Source organism: Pseudodesulfovibrio alkaliphilus, assembly GCF_009729555.1.
In the GTDB taxonomy this organism is placed as follows: Bacteria; Desulfobacterota; Desulfovibrionia; order Desulfovibrionales; family Desulfovibrionaceae; genus Pseudodesulfovibrio; species Pseudodesulfovibrio alkaliphilus.
In genome coordinates, this window is record NZ_WODC01000004.1 from 97,821 (window position 1) to 115,066 (window position 17,246).

Here is a 17,246-nt window from a genome sequence, read left to right on the forward strand (position 1 = left end):
TTAAGAGATGAAGTGGTTTTTCATACTCTTTGCCTTGCTGGCCGGAGCGGGGATGCCGCTTCAGGCGGGAATCAACCTGCGGCTGCGCCACACCCTGGGCGAGCCGGTCATGGCCGCGCTGGTATCTTTTGCCGTGGGCACTTTCTGCCTGCTGGCCTATGCGGCGGCGGCGCGGACGCCCCTGCCGCCGCCGGGCGTTCTGGCCGCCACTCCCTGGTGGGCCTGGACAGGAGGGGCGCTGGGCGCATTCTTCGTCTTCGCCACCATCGTCCTGGCCGGGCAACTGGGCGCTGCCACCACCATGGCCTGGCTCCTGGCCGGACAATTTCTGGCCGCCCTGCTTCTGGACCACTTCGGACTGGTCAGCTTTGCCCTGCGCGAGATCACTTGGCAGCGGGTGGCTGGCGTGGCATTGATCATCGCGGGCGCGGTGCTGGTCAACAAATACTGACCCGACGCACCCCGCGCCGCAATCCGAGGGAGGAACCCATGCCGTTTGCCAAGGACCTGACCGCGGTCTGCCGTATGATCAAGATCGAGCACTCGGTGTTCGCCCTCCCCTTTGCCTATGCCGGAGCCTTTCTGGCCGCAGGGGGCTGGCCCGGACTCTGGAACATGCTCATCCTGACCATCGCCATGGTGGCGGTGCGTTCCTTTGCCATGGCCTTCAACCGCTACGCCGACCTGGACATCGACAGCGACAACCCGCGCACCCAGAACAGGCCGCTGGTCACGGGGGAGATTTCCACCCGGTTCACCCTGGTCTTCATCGGTGCCACGGCCCTGATCTTCGTGGCCGCCTGCGCCCTGATGAACCCGCTGTGCCTGCTGCTCTCGCCCGTGGCGCTGGGGCTCTCGGCCTTCTACAGCTTCTGCAAGCGGCTGACCCGCTGGTGTCACTTCGTGCTCGGCGCGGTGTTGGGGCTGGCTCCGGTGGCGGGCTGGCTGTGCGTGGACCCGGTGCTGACCCTGCCCGCAGTCCTGCTCTTCTTCGGCGTGACCTTCTGGGTGGCCGGATTCGACATCCTCTACGCCTGCCAGGACTCGGATTTCGACGCCGGCCGGGGGCTGCACTCCATGCCCGCTCGCCTGGGCATCGCCTGCGCCCTGGAAATTTCCACCATGAGCCATGTCGTCACCGGAGTCTTTTTCCTCCTGGCGGGCTGGAGCGCGGGCCTCTCCTGGCTCTACTCCCTGATCGCCCTGGCCGTGTGGGTGGTGCTCATGGTCGAGCACAAACTGGTCCGGCCTGACGACTTGAGCCGTGTCAACGTGGCTTTCTTCACCCTCAACGGCTTCATCTCGGTGGCGCTTTTCGCCGGGGTGGTCCTTGATCTGGCCCTGCGGGGCCAGTAGCGACAGGCGGAGTCCCGCACATGGAGCAGCTTGACCGCGTCATCGCCTTTCTCGGCCAATGGCTCAATGCCAACGTGCTCAACTGGCTGATGGCCGTGCAGTGGGGCCTGGTGGCCGGAAGCCTCGTCCTGGCCGCGCTCCTGTGGCGCAGGGTCGGACGAAAAGCCTCCAGATGGGTGGAGGCCAACGTGCCCGGCGCCCTTGCGCGTTCCCTCCTCACGGCACTGCTCGGGGTGGGGGCCAGCGTTTTCTTCCTCATGCTGCTGCGCGTCTGGGTTGCGGCCTTTGCCGCTGCCGGGCTTTCGCCCTGGCTGCTCCATGCGGCCAGCGATCTCGCCGTGGCCTGGATCGCCATCAAACTGCTCACGGGCATGATGGCCAGCCGCTCCCTGGCCCGGGCCGCGGCCCTGGCCGTCTGGGCCGTGGCTGCCATGAGCGTTTTCGGCCTACTCTCACCCATCACGGACTTTCTGCAAAGTCTAAGCTTTTCGGTGGGGGACAGCACCTTCACCGCCTTGGGAGCCGTCAAGGGCCTCCTCCTGGCCGGGATATGTCTCCAGGCAGCGGCCGTGGCCGCCCGTTTTGCCGAGGGACGCATCCAGACCCTGGCCGATCTCTCCCCCTCGTTGCAGACCTTGCTGGTCAAGGCCGTCAAGGTGGCCCTGTTCACCACGGCCATCCTCTTCGCCATGTCCAGCGTGGGCATCGACCTGACCAGCCTGGCCATCTTCTCCAGCGCCCTTGGCGTAGGCATCGGCTTCGGCCTCAAGACGATCATCTCCAACTACGTGGCCGGGGTGCTCCTGCTCCTCGACAACTCCATCAAGCCCGGCGACACCGTGGAGGTGGGCGACGTGTTCGGCGTGGTGCGCGGCATGCACAGCCGCTACACAACCATCCTGACCCGCGACGGCAAGGAATATCTCGTCCCCAACGAGCAGCTCATTTCGGGCGAGGTGGTCAACTGGACCCACTCCGACACCAACGTCCGCCTGAAGATTTCCGTGGGCGTTGCCTACGAGAGCGACGTGGAAAAAGCCCTGGCCCTGCTTGAAGAGTCGGCCCGCGAGGTACCCCGCGTACTGCGCGACCCGGCTCCGGCGGCCCGGCTGATGGGCTTTGGCGACAGTTCGGTGGACCTGCAGTTGCGCGTCTGGATCGCTGACGCGGAAAAGGGGCTGGCCAACGTGCGCAGCGACGTGCTGCGGGCCGTGTGGAAACGCTTTCACGAACACGGCGTGGCGTTCCCCTTCCCGCAGCGCGACGTGCTCCTCAAACCGGGCTCCAGGCTGGAAGTAGCCCTGGACCGACCGGGCAGAACCGGCACAGGGGGCGGCGACACCTGATCCACTCGCAGGGGGCGACGCCGGGCCGGAGCCCCGGCCCGAGCCATGGAACAGCAACCTTGAAGGGGGGAGACCATGCGCAAGTTGTGGATAGCCATTATCCTGGTGGGCGGGTTCCTGCTGTGGGACGTGGGCTGGTGGCTGGGCTTCGGCGTATCGCCCATGAGTCCGAGGGAGCTGAAACTGGCGGTCAACGAGGGCCGCGCCCCGGTAATCATCGACGTGCGCACCCGCTCCGAATTCGAGTCCTTCCACATCCCCGGTGCCATCAACGTGCCCTATCCGGCACCCCTGGCCGAACTGGCCTCGGTCTCCCCGGACCCGACCAGGGCCGTGGTGGTGGTCTGCCTGACCGGCCACCGCTCCCCGCCCGTGGCAGAGCAACTGCACCAGGGCGGATACACCGCCGTGACCAACCTCACCTGGGGCATGCTCGCCTGGAAGCTCTTCGGCGGCGAGACGGCCTCGGGACCTTAAGACAGGGCAAGCCCATCTCGTCGCGACTCCGACGGCCCCTTGAGGGTGGATGGGGAGATGCTATTTCGGGAGACGTTCACCCTGGGCCGTGCAAATCGAGCCATTGACCGGACCGGCTACCAATCGTACCATCCCCTCATGAGCGAGTATATCGACGATCTTGACGCCGGGCCGGGTGTGGGTCTTGTGGAGAAGAGGTTCTTCTCCTTCGGCTCCGCGGATGAGCCCCTGGTGCTGGAGAGCGGGCGCTCGCTGGGACCAGTGACCCTGGCCTTTGAGACCTGCGGCACCCTGAACGAGGCCAGGGACAACGCCGTGCTGGTCTGCCACGCCCTGACCGGAGATTCGCACGTGGCCGGGCGCTACCACCAGGACGACCCCAAGCCCGGATGGTGGGACATCATGGTCGGCCCGGGCAGGCCCATCGACACGGACAAGTACTTCGTCATCTGCTCCAACGTACTCGGCGGGTGCATGGGCTCCACCGGCCCCACCTCCCTGGACCCTGCCGAAGACAGCCGACAGGGCACCCCTTACGGCACCCGCTTTCCCGTGGTCACCATTGGCGACATGGTCCGCTGCCAGCGCAGGCTGATCGACCACCTGGGCATCGAACGGCTGCTGGCCGTGGCGGGCGGCTCGGTGGGCGGAATGCAGGTGCTGGAGTGGTCGGTGCGCTACCCGGAGCGCGTCTGCGCGGCCCTTCCCCTGGCCACCACCTCCAAGCACTCGGCCCAGGCCATCGCCTTCAACGAGGTGGCCCGGCAGGCGATCATGGCCGACCCGGCCTGGATGGGCGGCGACTACCATGCCACGGGCCGCCCCGAGCACGGGCTGGCCGTGGCCCGGATGATCGGCCACATCACCTACCTCTCGGACCAGTCCATGCGCGACAAGTTTGACCGCAGGCTTCAGGACAGATGCGAATTGTCCTTTGATTTCGAGGCGGATTTCCAGGTGGAGAGCTATCTGCGCTACCAGGGAAACAAGTTCGTCAACCGTTTCGACGCCAACAGCTTCCTCTATCTGACCAAGGCCGCCGACTACTTCAACCTTGAGAACCAGCACGGCGACGGCTCGCTGGTGGCCGCCTTTGCCAAGGCCCGCTGCCGCTATCTTGTGGTCTCCTTCACCTCGGACTGGCTCTACCCCACCTACCAGTCACGCGACATGGTCAAGGCCATGAAGAAGAACGGGCTGGATGTGAGCTTTTGCGAGATAGAGGCCCCCTGGGGGCACGACGCCTTCCTGTTGCCCAACGCCCGGCTCGATGCGCTCATTTCCGGGTTTCTGGGGCGGGTCAAGGAGCAGTGCGCTGCCGGGGAGTGCGACGCTGTCGGCACGGGAGGCACCGGGGCCGGGTGCGCCCCGGCAGGAACCGGAGGGTGTCATGCGCTTTGATCTCCAGGTCATCGCCTCCTGGATCGAGCCAGGGGCGCGGGTGCTGGACCTCGGCTGCCGCACCGGCTCGCTCCTCGACCATCTGCGCCGGGAAAAGTCCATCCGCGGCACCGGGATCGAGATCGACGAACAGGCTGCGGGCGAAGCCATCGCCAAGGGGCTCTCGGTCATCCACGGCGACATCTACGAGGAGATCGGGGACTACCCGGACAGCGCCTTTGACCAAGTCATCCTCTCCCAGACCCTGCAACAGGTCCACGACCCCGCCCGGCTGATTCGCGACATGCTGCGAGTGGGCCGACGGTGCATCGTCTCGTTTCCCAACTTCACCCACATCGGCAACCGGATGCAGATGTTCTTCACCGGCCGCGCCCCTGTATCCCGCGAGCTGCCCTACCAATGGTACGACACGCCCAACATCCGGGTCATCCCCATCACGGACTTCCGGCGCTTCTGCCGCGACATCGGCGTACCCATCGTCAGGGAGGTGGCCATCTCCACCCACCACCACGACACCCGGGGGCGGGTCATCACCGTCCTGCCCAACCTGCTGGCCACCTTCGGCATATTCATGCTCGGCAGGCACGATCAGGCGAACGAAACACCCGGTTCATAGATCGAAACGAAAGGTCTTGCCCCCGGCCCCCTTCTTCCCCTTTGCGTCCCCCTTTCCGCTGCCTTTTTTGCCCTTGGCCTGTTTTGCGGCCAGGGCGTCCACATCATACCCGCCGCCCGCCTCCCTTTCCTGTCCGTCGCGGCTCCTGCCCGCCGGGGGCACGCGGTTTTGCGCTCGCTTGAGCCGCCGCCGGGCCGTGGCATTTTCGGGGTCCAGGATAAGGACGTGTTCAAAGAAGGGAACCGCGTCGTCATAGCGGCGCAGGTCAAGGTAGAGGGAGCCGAGGTTCAGGGCAACGCCCACGCTGCCAGTGAAAAACGCCTGATCCAGGGCAAGGGCCGCCTCGAAGCAGCTCAGGGCGGTCATCCGCTCGCCGCCCTCCCAGTAGGCCAAGCCCATGTTGTAGTGGACGGCCGGGTCGTCGCGGACAATGCCCAGCGCCCTTTCGTAAACATCCACGGCCTCCCGCCACTTGCCCTGGCCGCGCAGGATGATGCCCAGGCGGTTGAAGTGGGCGAGATCGTCGCGGCCCAGCACCCGCTTGCCGCCCAGCACCCGCTGCAGATACTTGACGGCCAACTCCGGGGCGCGTCCGGCCACTGCGTCCACGATGCGCTCGGTCAGGTCGCCTGCGATGCTCAACTGCTCCCGTTCGGCCACATCCACGCTCTGATCCAGATAGACCTCAGCCTGCTCGGGCTCGTCGCGCAGCAGATGCTGCCGGGCGATCTCTATCTTGCGCTCGGGATTGAGAGGGCTGATCTCGTCGAGCTGCTTCATGTAAGCCAGGGCGCGCTCGTCCTCCATCTGGACAAAGACATCGGCCAGCTTGACCAGCGGGGCCATGAAAATGGGGCGGCTCTCGTGGGCGGCCATATATGCCTGGACCGCCTTGTCTGTCTCGCCGATGCCCAAGAGGGCGTCGCCGCGCATGACCAGCCCCCGGGCGCTGTCCGGCTTGAGCAGCAGGATGCGGTCGGTCACTTCCAGGGCCTTGTCGTATTCGCGGACCCTGAGCAGTCCCTCGCAGCGGTCCATCTGCTTCTTGAGGACAGAGGGCGGGTTGATGGCCGAGGCCAGGTCCTCGATGACCCTGTTGGCCGAAGCGGGCTTGACCAGCACCCGGCTGACGCCCAGCTCGAAGAAGTAGGCCACGGTCTCGCGTGTGGCCTCCCAGGTGAGCACGACCATACGCACATCGGGAAACTCGCGCCGAAGGCGCAGGATGAAATCCGTGGTCGGCCGCTCGGCCAGCATGCGCTCCACAAAGACCACGCAGGGCACCTGCGCATCGCGCAACTCCAGGCACTTGTCCATGGCCGCCTGGGACTGGGCATAAGAAAAAAGCACGTCCCCCCTGGAGCCTATGACGCGGCCGACGATGTTGCGCAGGGCGCGGACGAACAGGGCGTCGTCCGAGAGATAGACGATCACTCCCCGCTCCAGGAACTCCCGGACGATCTGGTCGTACTGGTGGACCTCTGCCATGCGCCCTCCCGGATGCGCCGCTCTTTGGGCGGCGGCATCTGCCCGGACGGTACGTGATATCCGTCCGCAGGGTCAAGGCGGACCTCCCCCGGCTACTTGGTCAGACCGTGGAGCTTCTGTCTGGCCGTGGTGTTGCCCGGGTTGAGGGCCAGGGCGTTTTCCAGGAATCCCCTGGCCTTGTCGGGCTGGCCCAGGTCACCGTAGATGGTGCCCAGGTTGAGGGAGGCCACCTCGCTGGGCTTGTAGAACTCGGGATTCTTGCTCAGGGCGGTCTCGAAACACTTGGCGGCCATACGCTTGTCGCCGCCGTCGAAGTAGGCCATGCCCATGTTGTAGTAAAGCCCCTCGTCGTCGGGCGAAATCTGAAGGGCGCGGCTGTAGTTGTCGATGGCCTCGCGCCACTTGCCCTGGCCGCGCAGGGCAATGCCCAGCTTGTTGAACAACACGATGTCGTCCTTGCACAGGGAGTTTCCCTTGGATTCAAGCACCTTGGTCAGATACTTTTCCGACATCTGCGGCGAGACCTGGGCCACGGCCTCGGAGATGCGCTCTGCCACGGAGCCGACCATGCTCATGGCCTCGCGTGTGGCGGCCTCGATGGCCTGATCAAAATACTTCTCGGCCCGGTCCATCTCCCTGCGAGCCACGTGGACCCGGCCTATGTCGGTCTTTCGATCAGTGTTCAGCGGGCTGAGTCTGTCAAGCTTCTTGAGATATTCCAGATGCTTGTCTTCATCAACCCCCTCGTAGGCGCGGGCCAGCCGTTTGAGGGGTTCAAGATACAGACGCGAGCTTTCGTGCGCCTTCATGTAGCTTTCCACGGCCTCCTCGCGTCGGCCCGCCTCAAGGTAGACATCGCCGCGCAGCATGAGACCGGCCGGACTGTTGGGCTTGATGGCCAGGATCTTGTCGCTGACCTGAAGGGCTTCCCGATACTTGCCCGAGGCCAGGAACCGCTTGCCCATGTCCATGTATTCGCCCAGCTTGCCCTGGGGCTTGATGGTGAAGGCCATCTTCTCGATGATGTTGTTCATGGACGCGGGCTTGGAAATGACGTTGTTGACGCCGATCTCGTAAAAATAGGCGATGTTCTCGCGCTTGGTCTCGCCCACCAGGACGATGACCCGAAGGTCGGGCAAAAGCCGCTTGATGGTGATGATGGTGTCCGTGCTCGGACGGCCCCCCATGAGCCGCTCGATGAAGACGATGCACTCGACCTTGCTTTTCTGGAATTCCTGAAGCCTGCGCAGCCCCGCCTGGACATCCTCAAAAGCGAAGAGACAGTCGCGCTTGGTGCCGATGATCTTGAAGATGGTCGAGGAAAGTGTCTTCTTGAAGATGGGGTCTTCGCTCAGGAGCAGGATAACTCCGCCCTTGTTCTCCAGAAAATCGTAAACAATGGAATCGTATTTCTTGTCCGCCATTTTTCCCTCATGCCCGTCCCTTGCTCCGGGCGGTATGGTTTTTCGCGCAGGTTCCCCGTCCGCGCAGCAGGGTGATCATGAACCATGTTTCATCGGAAGGGTATGATTTTCCCAGGATCGCGGCCCGCCTGTTCACCCCTGTTTCTTGAGGGAGCCGAGATAGATGGCCGCCAGGGCCAGGGCAACGCCGGTCAACTCCACCGGGCTGGTCGCCTTGTCGAAGAAAAGGATGTCCCAGACATAGGAGAGCGTGGGCTGCAACAGCAGGATGAGCCCCACCAGCGAGGTGCGGACCTGCTGGATGCCCCGGGTGATGAGATACCACCCCACAGCGTGACAGACAAGGGCCAACGCGGCCAGGGCGGCCAGGGAACGGGTGTCCGGGATGGCAAAGGAGTCGCCCCGGCCAAGGGCAAGCCCGCCGAGCATCAGCCCGGTGATCAGGGCCACGGCCCCGGCCATGGCCAGGGCATCGACCCCGGCCCGGCTCAGGGAAAACTTGAGGGCAAGCAGATACAGGGCATAGAACAGGGCGGTCAGCAGGCCATAGACCACGCCCAGACGGAACTCCGGGGTGAAAGAGGCCCAGGACACGCCGACCATCAGATAAAGCCCGGTCAGGGCCATGGGGATGGCCAGCAGAAACGGCCTGGAAACGCGCTCCCGCAGAAAGAGAACCGAGACCGCGGCCAGGGCGATGACCTGAAAGTTGGCGAGCATGGTGGCCAGTCCCGGCCCCACCAGCCCGATGGCCCGGTGCCAGCAGTAAAAGTCGGCGGCAAAAAAAACGGCCGAAACCAGGGACCAGCGCCAGACATGCGGCGTCATCTGGCGCAGCTTGCCCAGCCGCCAGAGGATCACGGCCATGCCCAGACCGCCGCCCGTCAGACGATAGAACCCCGCCACGTCGGGCGGCACGTCGGCCAGCCTGACCATGATCGACGAGAAGCTGATGATCACGGCTCCGACGATGAACCCGGTCATGGCCGCACCACCGCAAGCCTGCGACCGAGCCGGACCCCGGATCGGTCCACCCGGGCAACCAGGGGCCAGGCTTCCACGCCCCGTTCAAGGGCCTCGTAAAACAATCCTGCATAGACCGGGTCCACCACGTCGGCCGGGCCGAAGCAGCGCCCGTCGGTCCGCTGGATGAGGAAGAAGAGGGCCACCCGCGCCCCGGTGGCGGCCAGGGCCATCAGCTCGCGCAGGTGTTTGTGGCCGCGCTCGGTCACGGCGTCGGGAAAACAGGCCACCTCGTCCTCCACCATGGTCACGTTCTTGCACTCCACCCACAGCGGGCCGCCCGGGCCGTCCAGCCGGGCATCCAGGCGGCTCTGGCCGGTCCGGGCCTCGGCGCGGAAGGTGTCGTACTCCGCCAGCTCCGGCAGGGAGCGAGTCTCCCAGGCGCGGCGCAGCATCCGGTTCGGGGTCAGGGTGTTCACTCCCACGAACCGGCCGTGCAGCTCCATGGCCTCCAGGGTGTAGGGCAGCTTGCGGCCGCGACTGGCTGCAGGCGAAAGCAGGGCCACGGTTCCGGGCCGCAACAGGCCGAGCATGGAGCCGGTGTTGTTGGTGTGGGCCAGTACCGTGCGGCCGGAATCAGGGCCGTCAAGGGCCACAGCCTCCACGGTGAACCGCTTGTATCGCCTGACGAACCTGGCCCGGCAGCATTCGCCGGGGTGGTGGATGAAACATGCGGTGTCAGCCAATTCGCCTCCCTTTTGACTTCAAGCAACGGATTTCTCACTCTTTTGATCCGGTGGCAAGGAGTATTCCTGTTGCCTGGGGGTCGGAAATCGACTACCCTGGTAAACACGGGACTGTTTTTGCGGGGAGGATGTCCGTGCCGAAAATGATTTTGTCGCAGCTTGCGCCGGGCATGACCCTGGCCAACGACCTGACCACGGCCGAGGGCCGCCTGCTCTTGCCCCGTGGGGCCATGCTCACCGAGGCGCACATCCGCACCTGCCGGGTGTGGGGCGTGGTGGAGGCCGACATTCAGGGCGACGAAAACGAGTCCAACGACCGCTTCACCTCCTTTGACCAGATCCACCCCGAGGTGCTCGAAGCCTGCAAGATCCTGGCGGCCCAGCGCTTTGTCCTCAACAACGCCCAGCGGCCCGTGGTCAGGGAACTGGCCCGGCTCTATGTGCTGCGCCAGGCGCGTGGGTTTGCGCCCGAGCAGGCGCGCTGGATGGTCGCCGCCTGCCAGCATGACGATACCGTGGACATCTTCGCCCCGCCGCCCACCAGCGAGACGGGCATCAGCCCCGAGGCCGTGGTGCGCCAGGAGATGGAGCTGGCCTCGCTGCCCGCCATTTTCTTCCAGATCACCGAGAGCCTGAACAACCCGCGCAGCTCGGCCTCCTACGTGGCCGAGGTCATCAGCAAGGATGTGGCCCTCTCGGCAAGGCTGCTCAAGATGGTCAACACCCCCTTCTACGGCTTTCCCAGCCGGATCGACACCCTGTCGCGGGCCGTGACCATCGTGGGCACCAACCAGCTGACCAACCTGGCCCTTGGCGTGTCGATCATCGCCGCCTTTGACGGGGTGCCCGAGGAATTCTTCACCCTCAAGGAATTCTGGCTCCACTCGGTGACCTGCGGCATCGTGGCCCGGCTGCTGGCTGGACGGGCCGGGCTGGACGGCGACGAAAAGTTCTTCGTGGCCGGACTGCTCCACGACATCGGCCGATTGGTCATGCTCAAGAACCATCTCAAGGCGTCCATCGAGGTGCTGCGACCGGCCAAAGTGGGACGACGGGGACTGGTGGATGTCGAACGCGCTGTCTGGGGCTGCACCCATGCCGACATCGGCGGCCGGATGCTCAAGAGCTGGCGGCTGCCCGCCTTTCTCGAGGTGCTGGTCCAGCACCACCACACGCCCATGGAGGCGTCCATGCCCATGGAGGCGGCGGTGGTCCACGCGGCCGACTTCGTCACCCACGGCCTGGGCATCGGCTCCAGCGGCGCCTCCCTCGTGCCGGAGCTGGACATGCGGGCGTGGAAGCGGCTCGGGTTAAGCGAGGCGGACCTGCCGGAAATCGTGCGTCAGGCCGAACGCCAGGCCGACGATGTCATGGCCGCCTTCTTCCCGGACGAGGCTTAACGCCTCCCGGTCCCGACCGATCACCCCTTGGGCGGCCAGCCCCGGCCAGGGGCATTGACGGCCTCAAGCACCTTCTCTCCCTCGCCCTCGTAGGCCAGCCGGTCCTCCTGCGGCGTGGGCCGGGTTACGGGCGGCCAGACCCCTGGCTGCGGGTCCGGTCCCTTGCAGGCCTCGGCGCAGGGCTCGCTGTCGGCCATGGCCGGGGTTCTGCGGATGTCCACCCCCGCTACCGGAGCACTGAACTCAATGGGAATGTTGTTGGGATCAAAGGCGTAGATGGAATGGATAAAGCCGTGGTCCACCACCTCGGAGCACCAGAACCCGGCCGCTTCGAGCCTGTCCTTGATCTCCCACAGGTCGTCCTGGCCCGCCACCCCGAAGGAGACGTGATCGAAACAGACCGGACCCCGCACCGGAAAGCCGTGATCGCGCTCGGGCACGGGCTCGATGCCCGGCCACTCGAAAAAGGCGATCATGTCCTGCCCGGAAATCTCAAGGAAATAATGGCGATAGCCCGGATGGCCCAGCCCGGCCACCAGACGCATTCCCAGCAGGTCGCGCCAGAAGCGCAGGGTGGCGTCCATGTCGCCAGTGACCATGGCCAGATGATTGATGCCGGTGTAGGTGGGCATGGCGCTCCTTTTGGCTCGGGCCGGGGTCAACCGGCCGGGACAATGCAGCGGGGCCGGAAGCAATCAGCAAGGCTGGGCCTTGCCCTCCTCGATGGCCCGCTCGCGTTGGCGCATCTCGCGCCGCAGCTCTGCCTCGCGGTGGCGTCGCTCGGCCGTGGGCGTATCCAGCAGCAGGGGCGGCACCGGGGTGGGCTTGCCGCCGTCGTCCAGCGCCACAAAGGTGAGGTAGGCGGAGTTGGTGTGCCTGACCTCGCCTGTGCGCAGGTTCTCGGCCTCCACGCGGACGCCGATCTCCATGCTGGAGCGGCCCACATGGTTGAGGCTGGCCTTGAATATCAATAGCTCGCCCATGTAGGCGGGCTGCTTGAAAGCCATGCGGTCGATGGACACCGTGACCACGTTGCCGCGGGTGTGCCGCTTGGCCACCACGCCCGCCGTGGTGTCTATATGACGCAGGATGACCCCGCCATGCAGGTTGCCCGCCGGATTGGCGTCCTGAGGCAACACCAGATGGGTCATGACGACTTCGGATTCCTTGGCCGATTTCGGCTTCATGCCTGTTCTCCCTTGCTTTTCCCGTACTGAACCCGCGCCTCCCAGACCAGCTTGCCCACCTTGCGGCCCAGGTCGGCCTGACGGGTACGCATCAGCGCCTCGGCCGCCTCCGCATTGCCCTGCTGCCTGAGCAGGGTGGCGGATTCGAGGTCGCGCAGATGCTTCCCGCACTCGTGGATGAGGGCCGAGAGATTCAGCGTCTCAAGCTCCCTTGGCACACGGACAGAGCGAACTTTCTTGCTCATTGGGACCTCCCCTGATTTCACGGCGTCATGCTTTTTGATGACAGAGCGTGGCGCGAGGTGTCAAGCAGCCGGGACCGGGAAGCCTCCGGCGGCCCCTTCGGGGAGACCAGGGCGCTGCCCTGGACCCGCCAGGGGCCTAAGGCCCCTGGACCCCCGGGTTGCGGTTTGAAGCCGAAAAGTTTGGGGAAAGGAGGGGATGGGGGGCCGGGGGCGCGACTCCCCCCCTGGTCAGAGGATGATCAGGGGGGTGTCTTGGTCTCTGGTTCGGGCCACGCCGACTTGCGCGGCCAGATCCCCGGCCGCTTCCAGCAAGGCCACGGCCCGGTCGAGCTTGTCCGGCGGCACGGCCAGGAGCAGCCCGCCCGAGGTCTGGGCATCGAACATCATGTCCAGGGCAATAGGGTCCAGGCCCGGAGCCACCTGGGTGCGTTGCAGGTAGTGAATACGGTTGCAGATGGACCCGGCCGGGAGCAGGCCCATGGCCGCCAGATCCAACGCACCGGGAATGAGCGGCACGGCGTCCATGTTCAGCTCCATGGTCACGCGGCTGGCATCGGCCAGCTCAATGAGGTGGCCGCCCAGGCCGAAGCCGGTGATGTCCGTGGCCCCGGTCAGCCCCAGCTCGGCGATGACCCGGCCGCCAGCCCGGTTGAGCCGTCCGCACACCGCGAACAGGGTGTCCTCCATGGCCTCGCAGCCCGGCATCTCGCCCTTGATGGCCGTGGCCAACACCCCGGTGCCAACGGGCTTGGTCAGGACCAGCACATCTCCGGGGCTAACGCCCCGGTTGGACGCGAACCGTGCCGGATCGACCGTGCCGGAAACGGCGAGGCCGTACTTGATTTCGTCGTCCTCCACGCTGTGACCGCCCGAGGGCACGGCTCCGGCCTCCACCACCGCATCGCGGCCGCCGCGCAGCACCTCGCGCAGCACCTCGGGCGGAAGCTTTTTGACGGGGAAACAGACGATGTTCATGGCCGAGAAGGGTTCGCCGCCCATGGCGTAGACATCGGAGAGGGCATTGGCCGCGGCGATGCGGCCGAAGCGGTAGGGATCGTTGACCACCGGGGTGAAAAAATCCACGGTCTGAACCAACGCCCTGCCCGGAGGAAAGGTCAACACAACAGCGTCCTCGTTGTCGCCGGGGCCTCCGGCCAACACGCGGTCATCCGTGCGGGCATACATGCCCGAAAGTGCCTGCTCCAGGTCCCCCGGAGCGATCTTGGCGGCTCAGCCGGCCGCTTTGACCATGCTTACGAGCTTGAGCTTCGTCATGCTTTCTCCTTTCTCCCGATTCTATCAGAGAGCCGGGGCAATGCAAAGGACGCAGTGGCCGCCTGGCTGACCCGCCCGCCAGGCTTTGCCATCGGCCCGGCACCGTGCTAGGACTCCTCGTGCCGGGGCGGGAACCGATCCGTCCCGGCGCACCCAAGACCGGAGACGCCATGCACGACGACCAGACCAAGGAATTCCTGGCCAGCCTGCCCGAGCTGGAACAAGGCAAGACATACCACTTCAGGTGCCACCCGGACATCGCCTGTTTCAACGCCTGTTGCAGCGACCTCAACCTGGTGCTCACTCCCTACGACATTCTGCGCCTTCGCCGCTCCCTGGGCCTTGGCAGCGTCGATTTCCTGCGCGCCCACACCACCATGCACCGGGTGCCGGACACCGGGTTTCCCGAGTTCCGGCTGCGGATGATAGACAATCAGGCCCGCAGCTGTCCCTTTGTCCGCGACGCGGGATGCTCGGTCTACCCGGACAGGCCCGGAGCCTGCCGCATGTATCCCCTGGGCAGGGCCACCCGGCCCGATGGCCAGGGCGGGGTGCGTGAGCATTTTTTCATCGTGCGCGAGGATCACTGTCTCGGCTTTGCCGAGCCGCACGAATGGACCGGCGACTCCTGGAAGCAGGACCAGGGTTTCTTGGCCTACACCGCCAGCAACGACCGCTTCATGCACCTGCTGGCCCGCATCCGCCAGACCGGCTCCCCCGTGCCCGAAAAGATGGGCCACATGGCCACCCTGGCCCTCTACAAACTCGACGAATTCCAGCGCTTCATCGTCCAGACCCGGCTCTTCGACCGCCTGGAGATGGACGCGGAGCGTCGCGAGGCCGTGCTCAAGGATGAGGCAGCCGCCCTGGAATTCGCCCTGGACTGGCTTGAGCTGATGCTCTTCCAAACCACCCCGAACCTTGTTGCCCGGAGAGCGTCATGACCCTGCCCGCCAACCCCAAGCTCATGTCCATCCGCACCTTTCTCAAGAGAAAGGCAGAGCTGCCCTCCGGCCACCGGCTGGTCTTCACCAACGGCTGCTACGACATCCTGCACCCAGGGCATGTGGATCTGCTGACCCGCGCCCGCGCCCTGGGGGACTTCCTGGTCCTCGGTCTCAATTCCGACGAATCGGTGCGGATGCTCGGCAAGGGTGATGACCGACCGCTGAACACCCAGGACGAACGCGCATTCGTTCTTGCCGGGCTGGCCTGCGTGGACGCCATCATCGTCTTCCACGAGTCCACGCCGCTGGAACTGATCAAGGCGGTCCGGCCCCAGGTCCTGGTCAAGGGCGGCGACTGGGCTCCGGATACCATCGTGGGCCGCGAGGTGGTCGAGCAGGCTGGCGGCACGGTCCACAGTCTGCCGCTCTTGCCCGGATACTCCACCACCAGTTTCGTGGAGCGCCTCCGCAAAGGCTGAACCCTTTTCTCCCCACCTGAGGAAAGGCCCGGAGCACTGCGCTCCGGGCCTTTTTCCTTGGGCCGGATCAGCCGGGGTCGGCCCCTACATATTGTAGAGGACGAAATTGATCAGGAAATGGACGATGGTGGAGGGCCAGACAGAGCCGGTGGCCAGGACAGCCGGGGTCAGGATCAGGCCGTAGACAAAGGCGTCGGTCAGGGTGTGGGCCGACAGGGACCAGTGCATCAGGGAGAAGAGCAGGGCCGAGACCGCGTACAGGGCCGGGGTGGAGAGGCGCGGTCGGAGCACGGACAGGGCCAGCCCCCGGCAGACCAGCTCCTCGCTCACGGCCACCAGCACCAGCCCGGCCGTGGCATCAAAGCGAAACAGGGGCGAGGCAGTGTCGAGCGGCACCCCGCCCAAGGCCCAGGTGGGATAATACGGGGCCAGGACGAACTCCGAGAGCCAGAGATAGGCCATGGCTACCGCCGAGGTACCCACGGTCCACAGGATCAGGTCCGTGACCGGCGGCCAAGACAGGCCGAGGGCCGCCCGGTCCAGGGCTCCGCGCCGGAGCATGAGCAGCAGAAAGGCGAGGATGCCAAAGCGCATGGCATAGTCGATGAGCACCCATACCGTGTAGTCTGTGACGGCGATGTTAACGAAATCATTGAGATAGTACGGGAGATAAGCCAGGACAAGGATGGTGGCGCGGCTCATTCTTCCTCCGATGAAGGGCGCGGCTCCCGGAGCCGGGCATAGACCTTGGCATAGTCGGCGATCATGCGCTCCACCGTGAACCGTTTGCGGCCCGAGGCAAAGGCGTTGGCCCCGAGCGCCCGGCAGCGGGCCGGGTCGGCCAGGAGCGCGGCCGCAGCCTCGACAAAGCCAGCCCGGTCGCCCGGCCCGACCAGCAGGCCGGTCGTGTCGTGGGCCACCTGCTCCGGCACCCCGCCCACGCCGTGGGCCACCACGGGCAACCCCTGGGCCATGGCCTCGAGGATGACCAGGGAGTGGTTATCGGCCAGGGTGGGATAGAGGAGGACATCGGCGGCGGCCATGAGCAGGGCCAGGCGTTCGCGCTCCACATAGGGCCAGATGACCAGATCTCCGTCGCGGCTCTCGCTGTCGCCGCCCACGGCAAAGCAAAGAGCCTGGGGCACCCGCGCCTTGATCCCCTGCCACAGGGAGCGCCAGGCGCTCCCTGCCTTGTAGGCCGCGCCGAGGCCCCCGTGGGCCGCGAACACGGCCACCCGTGCCGCCGGAAGAATGCCCAGCCGGACACGCGCCTCTCGGCGGGACATGGAGCGGGCGGGCCAGGGGATGCCGTTGGGAATGACGGCCACGGGCAGCCCGAGGTGCTCCCCGGCCAGCCGGGCCAGCCAGCGCGACGGCGCGACCAGGGTCGGACCGAGCCGACGCAGCGACAGGCGCTTGACCTGACGCACCCGGCGGCTGTGGGGAAATTTGCGGGGGCAAGGGTCGGCGCATTCCCGGTCCAGGGCCGGACAGTCCAGAGGATAGGGGCAGCCCCCGGTGAACAGCTCGCAGTCGTGCAGGGTGATTACCGCCCTGGCTCCCTCTGGAATGGCGTTGAGCAGACCGGGCCAGTCGCCGGTACAGTGGATGTGGGCCGTCTCGCCCGCAGCCAGTTGCGGGCCGAAGCCGCACGGCGCGACCATGGTCGCCGACAGGACCGAGGCCGCCTCCCCGTGCGGTCCGGGCTCGGCCACCTCGCAGGTCAGACGCACACCAGCGCCCGTTTCGGCCATTCCAGAGGCCAGCAGCCGGGCCACACGCGTGGCCCCGCCGGTCCACTCAAGGCCCGTGTGATGGACCGTGGCCGGGGCCGCCGTGGATTGCCCCGAAGCCTCGGGCAATGAATCGGACGACGATTCCGTCAGGCGCGGCACG

General features: G+C 65.9%; 19 protein-coding genes. 9 read left to right on the forward strand and 10 right to left on the reverse strand.

The features are described from left to right. Positions 1-7: 7 nt before the first annotated feature. From GKC30_RS07555 to metW, 6 genes are all read left to right on the forward strand, one after another. Positions 8-451 (forward strand): DMT family transporter, encoded by a 444-nt coding sequence (locus tag GKC30_RS07555; RefSeq protein ID WP_155933676.1) that lies wholly within the window; start codon positions 8-10, stop codon positions 449-451. A 38-nt stretch (positions 452-489) separates the two neighbouring features. After that, a complete protein-coding gene (locus tag GKC30_RS07560) occupies positions 490-1,356 on the forward strand; it encodes a UbiA-like polyprenyltransferase (RefSeq protein WP_155933678.1) in 867 nt (288 codons plus the stop codon). A 20-nt stretch (positions 1,357-1,376) separates the two neighbouring features. Then, positions 1,377-2,702, forward strand: coding sequence for a mechanosensitive ion channel family protein (locus GKC30_RS07565; protein WP_155933680.1), 1,326 nt, complete (start codon positions 1,377-1,379; stop codon positions 2,700-2,702). 75 nt (positions 2,703-2,777) lie between these two features. Next, entirely contained in the window at positions 2,778-3,179 is a 402-nt protein-coding gene (locus GKC30_RS07570) for a rhodanese-like domain-containing protein (RefSeq protein WP_155933682.1), read from the forward strand. A 138-nt stretch (positions 3,180-3,317) separates the two neighbouring features. Next, the gene (gene metX / locus GKC30_RS07575; protein WP_155933684.1) at positions 3,318-4,580 is read left to right on the forward strand and encodes a homoserine O-acetyltransferase MetX; all 1,263 of its coding nucleotides are present in this window, start codon (positions 3,318-3,320) and stop codon (positions 4,578-4,580) included. Continuing rightward, a complete protein-coding gene (metW, locus tag GKC30_RS07580) occupies positions 4,570-5,196 on the forward strand; it encodes a methionine biosynthesis protein MetW (protein ID WP_155933686.1) in 627 nt (208 codons plus the stop codon). The genes metX and metW overlap by 11 nt, the downstream gene beginning before the upstream one ends. On the opposite strand, the gene GKC30_RS07585 is transcribed toward metW, so the two are convergent. From GKC30_RS07585 to sfsA, 4 genes are all read right to left on the reverse strand, one after another. Next, on the reverse strand, positions 5,191-6,684 hold the full coding sequence (locus GKC30_RS07585; protein WP_155933688.1) for a tetratricopeptide repeat protein: 1,494 nt from the start codon (positions 6,682-6,684) through the stop codon (positions 5,191-5,193). The two genes, metW and GKC30_RS07585, sit on opposite strands and share 6 nt — an antisense overlap. A gap of 92 nt (positions 6,685-6,776) precedes the next feature. After that, on the reverse strand, positions 6,777-8,108 hold the full coding sequence (locus tag GKC30_RS07590; protein WP_155933690.1) for a tetratricopeptide repeat protein: 1,332 nt from the start codon (positions 8,106-8,108) through the stop codon (positions 6,777-6,779). 132 nt (positions 8,109-8,240) lie between these two features. Further along, complete coding sequence (locus GKC30_RS07595; protein ID WP_155933692.1) at positions 8,241-9,092, reverse strand: DMT family transporter; 852 nt, start codon at positions 9,090-9,092, stop codon at positions 8,241-8,243. After that, on the reverse strand, positions 9,089-9,817 hold the full coding sequence (gene sfsA / locus GKC30_RS07600) for a DNA/RNA nuclease SfsA (RefSeq protein ID WP_155933694.1): 729 nt from the start codon (positions 9,815-9,817) through the stop codon (positions 9,089-9,091). Before sfsA ends, GKC30_RS07595 begins: the two co-directional genes overlap by 4 nt. 143 nt (positions 9,818-9,960) lie before the next feature. Between sfsA and GKC30_RS07605 the strand changes: the two genes are divergently transcribed. Then, positions 9,961-11,217: an HDOD domain-containing protein gene (locus GKC30_RS07605; protein WP_231117094.1), complete on the forward strand. Its 1,257-nt coding sequence runs from the start codon at positions 9,961-9,963 to the stop codon at positions 11,215-11,217. Between the two features lie 20 nt (positions 11,218-11,237). Here GKC30_RS07605 and GKC30_RS07610 read toward each other — a convergent pair whose 3' ends face one another. The 4 genes from GKC30_RS07610 to selD form a co-directional block, all read right to left on the reverse strand. Next, entirely contained in the window at positions 11,238-11,849 is a 612-nt protein-coding gene (locus tag GKC30_RS07610) for a VOC family protein (RefSeq protein ID WP_155933698.1), read from the reverse strand. 63 nt (positions 11,850-11,912) lie between these two features. Continuing rightward, positions 11,913-12,404, reverse strand: coding sequence for an acyl-CoA thioesterase (locus GKC30_RS07615; protein ID WP_155933700.1), 492 nt, complete (start codon positions 12,402-12,404; stop codon positions 11,913-11,915). Then, complete coding sequence (locus GKC30_RS07620) at positions 12,401-12,649, reverse strand: hypothetical protein (protein ID WP_155933702.1); 249 nt, start codon at positions 12,647-12,649, stop codon at positions 12,401-12,403. The genes GKC30_RS07615 and GKC30_RS07620 overlap by 4 nt, the downstream gene beginning before the upstream one ends. 228 nt (positions 12,650-12,877) lie before the next feature. Continuing rightward, positions 12,878-13,924 carry a selenide, water dikinase SelD gene (gene selD / locus GKC30_RS07625; RefSeq protein ID WP_155933704.1) on the reverse strand — a complete coding sequence of 349 codons (1,047 nt, stop codon included), beginning with the start codon at positions 13,922-13,924 and terminating at the stop codon, positions 12,878-12,880. Between the two features lie 170 nt (positions 13,925-14,094). Between selD and GKC30_RS07630 the strand changes: the two genes are divergently transcribed. Beyond that, a complete protein-coding gene (locus GKC30_RS07630; protein WP_155934033.1) occupies positions 14,095-14,868 on the forward strand; it encodes a YkgJ family cysteine cluster protein in 774 nt (257 codons plus the stop codon). Next, positions 14,865-15,350, forward strand: coding sequence for a D-glycero-beta-D-manno-heptose 1-phosphate adenylyltransferase (rfaE2, locus tag GKC30_RS07635; protein ID WP_155933707.1), 486 nt, complete (start codon positions 14,865-14,867; stop codon positions 15,348-15,350). Before GKC30_RS07630 ends, rfaE2 begins: the two co-directional genes overlap by 4 nt. Before the next feature lie 84 nt (positions 15,351-15,434). Here the strand turns inward: rfaE2 and GKC30_RS07640 are convergent, their stop codons facing one another. Beyond that, complete coding sequence (locus GKC30_RS07640; protein ID WP_155933708.1) at positions 15,435-16,052, reverse strand: CPBP family intramembrane glutamic endopeptidase; 618 nt, start codon at positions 16,050-16,052, stop codon at positions 15,435-15,437. Continuing rightward, a complete protein-coding gene (locus tag GKC30_RS07645; RefSeq protein ID WP_367614029.1) occupies positions 16,049-17,245 on the reverse strand; it encodes a glycosyltransferase in 1,197 nt (398 codons plus the stop codon). Before GKC30_RS07645 ends, GKC30_RS07640 begins: the two co-directional genes overlap by 4 nt. Position 17,246: the final 1 nt, after the last annotated feature.